The sequence below is a fragment of the Brachyspira pilosicoli genome (assembly GCF_008016535.1).
Classification (GTDB): domain Bacteria; phylum Spirochaetota; class Brachyspiria; order Brachyspirales; family Brachyspiraceae; genus Brachyspira; species Brachyspira pilosicoli_A.
Genome location: NZ_SAXY01000039.1, coordinates 1 through 9348 on the forward strand (window position 1 = coordinate 1; position 9348 = coordinate 9348).

A 9348-nucleotide genomic window follows, 5' to 3' on the forward strand; every position below is an offset into this window, starting at 1 on the left:
TCAAGCGAAAAGACATCTTCGTAAATTTAATGGAATACCAAAAGCACATTTTCACTTATTTATTAAAGAATGTCAATTTAGATTTAATAATCCAAAAGTTGACAAACAATTGGAAATTATATATAATTTAGCAAAAAAGGAGCTTTTTTAGTTATCTGGGCCAGCCCCAATTATTTAAATATTAGCCTTTTAAATTGTTTTCATAGTTATTATTGACAGAAATATATATAATTATATAATGTACAGAATAAATTTTTAATTGGAATAATTAATGATAGTAATAGAAAATGTAAGCAAAGTATTTACAACAGCAAACAATAAACAGCTTAATGCTGTAAATAATGTATCTATAAAAATAGATGACGGCGAGATATATGGAATAATAGGTTTTTCTGGTGCTGGAAAATCTACTCTTGTAAGATGTATCAATTTACTTGAAAGACCTACTTCTGGAAAGGTTTATATAGATAATATAGATATGATGTCTTTATCTCAAAAAGAGCTTAGAGAGCGAAGAAAAAAGATAGGAATGATATTTCAGCAATTTAATTTATTTGGCTCTAGAAATGTATTTAAAAATGTTGCTTATCCTTTAAGATATAGAGGGCTTTCAAAAAAAGAAGTAGAAGATAAGGTTATGTCTTTACTTGAACTCGTAGATATAAAAGAAAAGGCTTATGCTTATCCATCACAATTAAGCGGCGGTCAAAAACAGAGAGTAGCTATTGCTAGAGCTTTGGCCAATGAACCTAATATACTTCTTTGCGATGAGGCTACTAGTGCATTAGACCCTCAAACTACTGGTTCTATACTTAAATTATTAAAAAAATTAAATGAGAAATTAAAAATTACTATAGTTGTAATAACTCACGAGATGAATGTTGTTAAAGAATTATGTCATAGAGTTGCTGTTATGAATGCTGGTAATTTAATAGAAGAAGGTAATATCTTTGATGTATTTTCTGCTCCAAAAAATAAAATAACTCAAGATTTTATAGACACAACTTCAAATCTTTCTAAAATATATGATTTGGTAGAAGAGAAAAATGATATTACAGTATTAAAAGAAAATGAATGTATATTAAGACTTAGATATAAAAAGGGAGGAGTAATAGAACCTTTTATTTCTCATATATCTAGGGCTTTCAATGTTGATGCTAATATTATTTTTGGAAATGTTGAGTTTATTGATAATAGCTTGCTTGGGGGGCTTGTTATTATTATGCATGAAAGAGAAGCTGGAGGAATCAATAAAGCCATAGAGTTTCTTAAAGAAAAAAATGTTGATATGGAGGTTATAGCTGATGCTAGAGTTTCTAAATAAATTGATACCAAATGTAATGAATGATTTACCAAGGCTTTATGATAGTATTATACAAACATTTATAATGCTTTTATATTCTGGTATTATATCATTTTTTGTTGGCGGATTTTTGGGTATACTTTTAATTGTTACTAAAAGATATGGCATTATGCAAAACATCATAATATATGAAGTACTTAGTAAAGTTATTAACTTTTTTAGGGCTATACCTTTTATAATACTTCTTGCTATGCTTGTACCTTTGACAAGATTTATAATGGGTACAGCTATCGGAGTAAAGGGTGCTATATTGCCATTAATTTTTGGTACTGTACCTTTTTTTGCTAGACAGATGGAAAGTGCTTTATCTGAAGTTAATCCGGGGTTAGTTGAGGCTGCTCAGTCAATGGGCTCTTCTCCTATAGCTATAATATTTAGAGTTTATTTAAAAGAGAGTATTGCTCCTATAGCAAGAGGAACTACAATCACTGCTATTAGTTTAATAGGACTTACCGCTATGGCTGGTGCTGTTGGTGCTGGCGGGCTTGGTACTTATGCTATACAGTCTGGATACTATAGAAATAAATTAGATATTATATATGTTTCTGTAATACTTCTTGTAATACTTGTTGGTTTAATACAGGCACTTGGTAATTTTATAGTAAAAAAAGCTACACATTAAAAAGTTATATTTTTTATAAAGGATTTATTATGATTAAAAATAGAAAAGTAGTTATTATAGGAGCTGGGCATGTAGGCTCTCATGTAGGATATGCTTTAGCAGCTCAGGGGTTGGTTGAAGATATTGTTTATATTGATATAGACAAGAAAAAAGCTTTTGCTCAGGCTCTTGATATATTTGATGCTACTGTTTATCTTCCTCATAGAGTTGAAGTTAAAGCTGGAGATTATAGCGATATTGATGATGCTGATTTAATGGTTGTATGTGCCGGACCTTTGCCTAAAGAAAATCAAACTAGAATGGATACTTTGGGTGATACTGTAGAAGTTATGAAAGATATAGTGTCTAATATTAAAAAGACTAAATTTAATGGAATTATAATTAATATTTCTAATCCTGCTGATGTTATTACTCATTATTTACAAAACAAGTTAAATTATGACACTAAAAGAATAATATCTACAAGCACAACATTGGACTCTGCAAGATTAAGACGTGCTATATCTGAGGCTATTAATGTTGATCAAAAATCTGTATATGCTTATGCATTAGGCGAGCATGGGGAGAGTCAAATGGTTGCTTGGTCTTGTGTAACTATAGCAGGAAAGCCTTTATTTGAGCTTATGAAAGAAGGTAAAGATAAATATGCTAAATTAGATTTAAAAGAATTAGCTGATAAAGGAAGAAGAGGCGGATGGGACATTTTACTAGGTAAAGGTTCTACCGAGTTTGGAATAGGCACTTCGCTTGCAGAGGTTGCTAGGACTATACTTTGTGATGAGCATAGAGTTTTACCTGTTTCAGTTTATCTAGATGGAGAGTATGGTCAAAAAGAGGTTTATGCTTCTGTGCCTGCAGTTTTGGGAGCTAATGGAGTTGAGGAGATAATTGAACTTAAAATGAATGAAGAAGAGAAAAAACTTTTTGATGCTTCTTGCGATACTATGACTAAAAATTATAAATTATCACTTACCATGTGATAAAAAATATTTATTTTATTGTCTAAAATATTTAAATTGTTTAAAAAAAATTAAATTATTTATAAAGGGGAATGACATATAATGAAAAAGTTATTATTATTGTTTTTTGCATTATCATTGTTCTTAGCTTCTTGCGGCGGAAGTAATGATAATAAAAAAGATTTAATTACTGTAAAAATTGGGCATGTTGGTGAATCTGATAGAACTATATGGAAGCCTGTACAAGAGAAATTATTAAAAGAAGGCATTAAAGTAGAATTAGTTTCTTTTGCCGATTACACTATACCAAATCAGGCATTAAATGACGGTGATATAGATTTAGATGCTTTTCAGCACCATGCATACTACAGCAATGAAGTTAATACTAAAGGTTATGATTTAGCTATATTGGGTGTTACTTATATATCTGCTATGAATATTTATTCTCATAATATTACAAATGTTAATGAGGTTAAAAATGGAGATAAGGTTGCTATACCTAATGACCCTGCTAATGGCGGAAGGGCTTTAAAAGTTTTGGAGGCTGCTGGTTTAATAAAAATAAAAGATAATGCTCCAGACAATCCTACAGTTAATGATATAGAAAATCCTTTAAATTTAGAGATTATAGAGGTTGATGCGGGCAGTTTATATAGTTTGCTTCCTGATGTTGCTTGTGCGGTTATTAATTGTAATTATGCTTTAGATTTTGGTCTTAATCCGGGTGCTGATTATATATTTAGAGATGACCCTAAAAATTATGACAATAATATGTATATAAACTTAATAGCTTCAAGGGCTGAAGACAAAGATAATGAGATTTATAAAAGGGTAGTAGAGGCCTATCAATCTGCTGAAGTAGAAAAAGTTTATGCTGAAGATTTTAAGGGTGCTTATATACCTGCTTGGAAATAAAAATAATTATTTAATAATTTTTAAAAATTTTAATAAGGAGTTAATATATTATGAAGAAAATTTTATTAGTTGCAGCTTTTGCAGCATTAATTTTCACTTTTAGTGCATGCGGCGGCGGAAAATCTAGTGCAAATAACAATATAGTAAAAGTTGGATTTGCAGGAGAATCTGATTATCAAATTTGGAATCCTATAGTAGAAAAGTTAGCAGAAGAGGGGATTAAAGTAGAATTAGTTTCTTTTGCTGATTACACTATTCCAAATCAGGCTTTAAATGATGGTGAAATTGATTTAAACGCTTTTCAGCATTATGCTTATTTTAATGATGAGGTATCTAATAAAGGTTATGATTTAACTGCTATTGCTGACACTTATATATCTGCTATGAATATTTATTCTACAAATATTACAGATGTAAAAGAAGTTAAAAAAGGTGATAAGGTTGCTATACCTAATGACCCATCAAATGGCGGAAGAGCTTTAAAGGTTTTAGAGGCTGCTGGTTTAATTAAAGTAAGAGAAGAGGCAGGAGATTCTCCTAGTGTTGCTGATATAGTAGAAAATCCTTTAAATTTAGAGATTGTAGAAGTTGATGCGGGAGGTATTTACAGTTTGCTTCCTGATGTTGCTTGTGCTGTTATTAACGGAAACTATGCTATAGATTTTGGTCTTAACCCTGGTTCTGATTATATTTTCAAAGATGACCCTGCAATATACAGCACTAAATCTTTTGTTAATTTAATTGCGGCAAGAACTGCTGATAAAGATAATGAATTATATAAAAAAGTTGTTGATACTTATCAGTCTGAAATAGTAGAGAAAGTTTATAATGAGAATTTTAAAGGTTCTTATTTGCCTACTTGGAAATAAAAATAATTTTATATAAAAATAAAAACCTCTAGTAATTAATTTTATAATTGATTTTACTAGAGGTTTTTTATTATATTTTATTATTATAAAAACTTTTATTTTCTTAATTTTCTTCCCTGTTTATCTGTAAAAATATCTAACAATATTAAAACTATATCAACTATATACCATATTCCTAAACCGCCGGCTGTAAGCCAATATAATATTCCAGTACCTACTTTTCCAACATAAAATCTATGTACTGGTAAAAATATTGCCAAAAGCAAAGTTACAACCCAACTTCTATCAGATACTTCATTACTCATAATAAATCTCCTAATGATAAATTATTATTTTAAAGTTATAATATATATTAAAAAAAAATCAAAGAAATTAGAGAATATATTTTATTGAAATTAGATTATATTTATTTTTATATGTTTTTAAAAAATCATTTGGAAATAGTTTTTAAATAATCTGCTGCTTCTTTTTGTTCTTTACGAATAGCAAACTCTAATGCTCTCTCTCCGTCTTTATTTTTATGTTCTATATCTGCTCCATTTTCTATTAAAAGTTTCATTGTTTCTATATCGTTTATACCAGCAGCAAACATTAAAGGTGTTACTAATTTAAAATTTTTAGCATTTACATCGGCACCCGCTTCAACTAATGCCTTTATAATATCATGCTCTTTTGTAAGTGAAGCATAAAGTAAGGCAGAAAATAATGGCTTATCCCTTAAATTAACATCAGCACCAGAATCTATTAAATATTTGGCAACCTCTGTTTGTTTCTCAGCACATGCAAACATTAAAGCTGTTATACCTGTTTTGCTTCTAGCATTTAAATTAGCTCCCTCTTCTACTAAAAGCTTTGCTATCTCAATATAACCTTTTTTAGCACAAAGCATTAAAAGCGTAAATCTTGTCTCTTCATCTCTCGCATCAACTAATGAATTATCCGTTTCTATTAATTTTTTTACATTATCAAAATCATTATTTTTTACATATTTAACTATTTGAGACATATATTAAGCCTTTATTTACTGCCACTTATATGATTCTACAAGCATAGTAGATATTGATATACAAGCAATAGCCCAAATAAGAAAAAATATTACATTTTGTATATCTATTAAACCCTTAGTAAAATCAGAAAAATATGTAGTTATAGAAATAGCATTTAATAATTTACTAGCACCAGTAAACATCTCACTAAGCCAATTTATAATGTAAGCGAACACCCCCATAGATACACCTAAAATAGCTGCTACTAATTGACTTTTTGATATACTTGTAGCTATTAAACCAAGTCCAAGTATAGCAGTACCAAGTAAAAATAATCCTAAATATCCGCTAAATATTACTCCCATATCTGGCTTTCCAAATACCATTAAAAGTATAGGATAAACAAAAGTCATAATTAAAAGTGAAGCATAAACAACTAATACAGATAAATATTTACCAATAACATATTGAAGTGAAGTAATAGGAGATGTCATAATAAGTTCAAATGTACCAGATGCCCTCTCTTCAGCTATTAGTTTCATACATAGAATTGACAAAAATAGTATTGTAAAAAAACCAATGTTATACATAGTGTTTTCCATTACTGCCAATCTGCTATAATAAACTTCTATAGTGAAAAAATAACCCGTTAAAGCTAAATAAATAAATCCTAATATATAATATAAAGGAGATACATAAAAAGATTGAATCTCCCTTGCAAATACAACATATATGTTTCTCATTTTTACCCCTTTATCTATTTTATCTATTTTTTTATATTATTCTTCTTCTGAAGTATCAGTTTTTATACTGTCATCTTTTATATATTTACTCTTATCAAAATCCTGATTTTTCTTTTTATCTGTAAAGTAAATAAATACCTCTTCCAAACTTCTCTCTTTAGATTTTATTTCTAATACATCAAAATTATTATTAACCAAATGTTTTACTATTTCAGCACGTGAATCATTTCCTCTTTCACATTCTATAATAATAGTGCCAAAATTATCTGTTTCAGCCTGTACAACGCCATTAACCTCTCTCACACATAAAAGAGCATCATTTTGTTTGTCAGCCACTTTAAGTTCAATATTTCCTCCAAGTATCTCTCTGTCCATAGCCATTTTTAAGCCTTCTATTGTATCTTCAGCAATAAGCTCTCCGCTGTCTATAATTAAAGCCCTCTCGCAAGTATCTTCAACTTCGCTTAATATATGTGTAGAAAGTATAACAGTTCTTGTTCCACCTAAACTTTTTATTAATGACCTTACTTCTATTAATTGATTAGGGTCAAGTCCGCTTGTAGGTTCATCTAATATCAAAACTTCTGGGTCATGTATTATTGCCTGTGCTATACCTGTTCTTTGTCTGTATCCTTTAGATAAATGTCCTATTATTCTATCTTTATATTTTGTTAAGCCTGTAATTTCTATTGTGTTTTCTACCGCAGATTTTACTTTCTTTCTTGCAACTCCTTTTAGTTTAGCACAAAATTTAAGATAATCAGTTACAGTCATTTCTGTATATAATGAAACATTTTCAGGCATATATCCTATTCTTTTTTTTAATTCTATAGGATTATCATAAACCTCATAATCATCTAAATAAACATATCCGCTTGTAGCAGGAAGATATCCTGTAATAATACGCATCATAGTAGATTTTCCAGCACCATTAGGTCCTAAAAATCCAACTATTTCTCCTTTATTTATAGTATATGAAAAACCCTTTAAGGCTAAATGTTCTCCATAGTACTTTACTACATTATCAACTTTTATCATTAATAATCCTTAATTAAAAAATATTAAATTACTTTTTAGAAGTTATTATATTATAATATCGTATTTGATAAAAAAATATTTATAAAATTTCGTAATTTATACTATTAGTAATTATCTCTAATTTTTAATAAATCTAATTCATAAAGAAAAGGTATATCTTTTTTTACTTTTACAATATAAAGAAAAGAAGAAATAAATATTCCTAGTAAAGCTATTATTAAACCAGTGTTTCCTAGATTAAATACTGTTTTATATAATATTAATATTGAAGAAGGTATATATATTCCTCCAGACAATGCTGTTAATATAAGAAATACAAAAAATACTAAAAATGGGTTTGTCATTAATGATGATTGAATTATAGATTCCATTGTAAAATAATTTAAAAATACTTTAAGATATAAATCTATCATAGATATAGAAGCTAATATAAAAAAACCTATAGAATATAATTTTTTGTTTTTTACAATAAATCCTGCTATAAAAAATGATAAAAAAGTTATAGGAAGAACATAGCTACTGATAATAAGAGAAGCACCTATTAAAATTAATTCCACTAAAACAACTATAATTAAATATAAAAATTTCTTTTGAACTGTGCTAAATCCAAAAAAAGAATACATTATTATTTTTGATTTTGAGGTTCTATATTCATGATATATATGTCTAAAATAGCTAATGAATATTAATGCTATTGATATTAAAAAAAGTGCTGGATATAATGTTAATTCTAAAAATACTGAAGTTTTTACATTTAAATTATCATCTTGATTATTAAAAATGATTGAAGGTATAGAGGGCGTATTTTTTATATTGATATTAGCATACTCTTCGTATGATATATTTGTATTTCCAGTAGAGCCAACATATAGAATATGCATAATAGCAACAGCTTTACCAGCTTTATTTAAATTAATATTTGCACTAGCTATTCCATTTTCATCTGTAGGCACTACAAAAATATTTGTGTATATTTTTTCTATTTCTTCAAAACCGCTATTTGTATTTATTATTTCAGCTTCAAAATTAAATATTTCAGGGTCTGTAGAGATAAATCTAACAAGTCTATTAACTAATGGAAGCCCCCTTCTCTCTATCATAATTGATATTTCATTTATATTATTAGTTTCTCCTAAATTAAAAGAAATTTCTTTTTCATATATAAAATTATATTCTGGGACTTTATTGGTTGTTTCTTCTGCAAATATTGAAATTTGAAATATAATTAAAACTAAACACAAATATTTAAACATACTGCTAATTTACCTAAATAATTAATCAAAAAAGAACACTAAGTTTTTATAAACTAAGTGTTCTTAATAATTTGTTTTAGCCATTAATTTATTATTATTTTATAATAGCAACAATTTCTTCATTTTTTACTATTAAATATTCTTTATTATCTTCTTTTATTTGTATACCAGAATATTTATCGTATATAACTATATCACCTTTTTTTACCTGTATATCTTTACTAGAGCCTATTTCAACTACTTTTGCTTTTTGAGTTTTTTCTTTAGCTGTATCTGGAAGAAGTATTCCGCTTGAAGTTTTTTCTTCTTGTTCTAAAACTTGTAAAAGAACTCTATCTGCTAATGGTTTAATAGATGACATATATATTCTCCTTTTTTAATATTGTTTTATAATAAATTGTTTTTTGTTATTAAAAATTTTTACTAATTTTATAATAGAAATATTAAAAAGTCAATATAAAAAAGCTCTTTATTTTGTTTAGGAGTATGAGATATTGGACATTTTTTAGTATAAAAAAAGCAGTATCCTTGTTATAATATTTTGATATAGAAAATAAATAAAGGATACTACTATGAAAAAAGATTATAGCACAGAATTTA

Annotated in this window: 11 protein-coding genes and 1 pseudogene; 6 read left to right on the forward strand and 6 right to left on the reverse strand. The window is 27.6% G+C overall.

Translation table 11 applies throughout. From position 1 onward, the window contains the following. The 6 genes and pseudogenes from EPJ72_RS13435 to EPJ72_RS05975 form a co-directional block, all read left to right on the forward strand. A pseudogene (locus tag EPJ72_RS13435) lies at nt 1–151 on the forward strand (IS1595 family transposase); the annotation flags it as partial. Between the two features lie 120 nt (nt 152–271). Continuing rightward, nucleotides 272–1324: a methionine ABC transporter ATP-binding protein gene (locus EPJ72_RS05955; RefSeq protein ID WP_147731286.1), complete on the forward strand. Its 1053-nt coding sequence runs from the start codon at nt 272–274 to the stop codon at nt 1322–1324. After that, complete coding sequence (locus EPJ72_RS05960; RefSeq protein ID WP_147731287.1) at nt 1305–1985, forward strand: methionine ABC transporter permease; 681 nt, start codon at nt 1305–1307, stop codon at nt 1983–1985. The genes EPJ72_RS05955 and EPJ72_RS05960 overlap by 20 nt, the downstream gene beginning before the upstream one ends. Before the next feature lie 29 nt (nt 1986–2014). After that, on the forward strand, nt 2015–2965 hold the full coding sequence (locus EPJ72_RS05965) for an L-lactate dehydrogenase (RefSeq protein WP_147731288.1): 951 nt from the start codon (nt 2015–2017) through the stop codon (nt 2963–2965). An 81-nt stretch (nt 2966–3046) separates the two neighbouring features. Continuing rightward, nucleotides 3047–3859 carry a MetQ/NlpA family ABC transporter substrate-binding protein gene (locus EPJ72_RS05970; RefSeq protein WP_147731289.1) on the forward strand — a complete coding sequence of 271 codons (813 nt, stop codon included), beginning with the start codon at nt 3047–3049 and terminating at the stop codon, nt 3857–3859. A gap of 50 nt (nt 3860–3909) precedes the next feature. Then, the gene (locus tag EPJ72_RS05975) at nt 3910–4728 is read left to right on the forward strand and encodes a MetQ/NlpA family ABC transporter substrate-binding protein (protein ID WP_147731290.1); all 819 of its coding nucleotides are present in this window, start codon (nt 3910–3912) and stop codon (nt 4726–4728) included. 95 nt (nt 4729–4823) lie between these two features. Here EPJ72_RS05975 and EPJ72_RS05980 read toward each other — a convergent pair whose 3' ends face one another. From EPJ72_RS05980 to EPJ72_RS06005, 6 genes are all read right to left on the reverse strand, one after another. Then, nucleotides 4824–5033, reverse strand: a complete 210-nt coding sequence (locus tag EPJ72_RS05980) for a TM2 domain-containing protein (protein ID WP_147731291.1) — start codon at nt 5031–5033, stop codon at nt 4824–4826. Between the two features lie 125 nt (nt 5034–5158). After that, nucleotides 5159–5734, reverse strand: coding sequence for an ankyrin repeat domain-containing protein (locus EPJ72_RS05985; protein WP_147731292.1), 576 nt, complete (start codon nt 5732–5734; stop codon nt 5159–5161). Nucleotides 5735–5749: 15 nt separating this feature from the next. Further along, nucleotides 5750–6457, reverse strand: a complete 708-nt coding sequence (locus EPJ72_RS05990; protein WP_147731293.1) for an ABC transporter permease — start codon at nt 6455–6457, stop codon at nt 5750–5752. Between the two features lie 36 nt (nt 6458–6493). Then, nucleotides 6494–7495, reverse strand: a complete 1002-nt coding sequence (locus tag EPJ72_RS05995) for an ABC transporter ATP-binding protein (protein WP_147731294.1) — start codon at nt 7493–7495, stop codon at nt 6494–6496. Between the two features lie 104 nt (nt 7496–7599). Then, complete coding sequence (locus EPJ72_RS06000) at nt 7600–8748, reverse strand: hypothetical protein (RefSeq protein ID WP_147731295.1); 1149 nt, start codon at nt 8746–8748, stop codon at nt 7600–7602. Nucleotides 8749–8842: 94 nt separating this feature from the next. Then, nucleotides 8843–9109, reverse strand: coding sequence for a co-chaperone GroES (locus EPJ72_RS06005; RefSeq protein ID WP_013245179.1), 267 nt, complete (start codon nt 9107–9109; stop codon nt 8843–8845). Between the last annotated feature and the right edge of the window lie 239 nt (nt 9110–9348).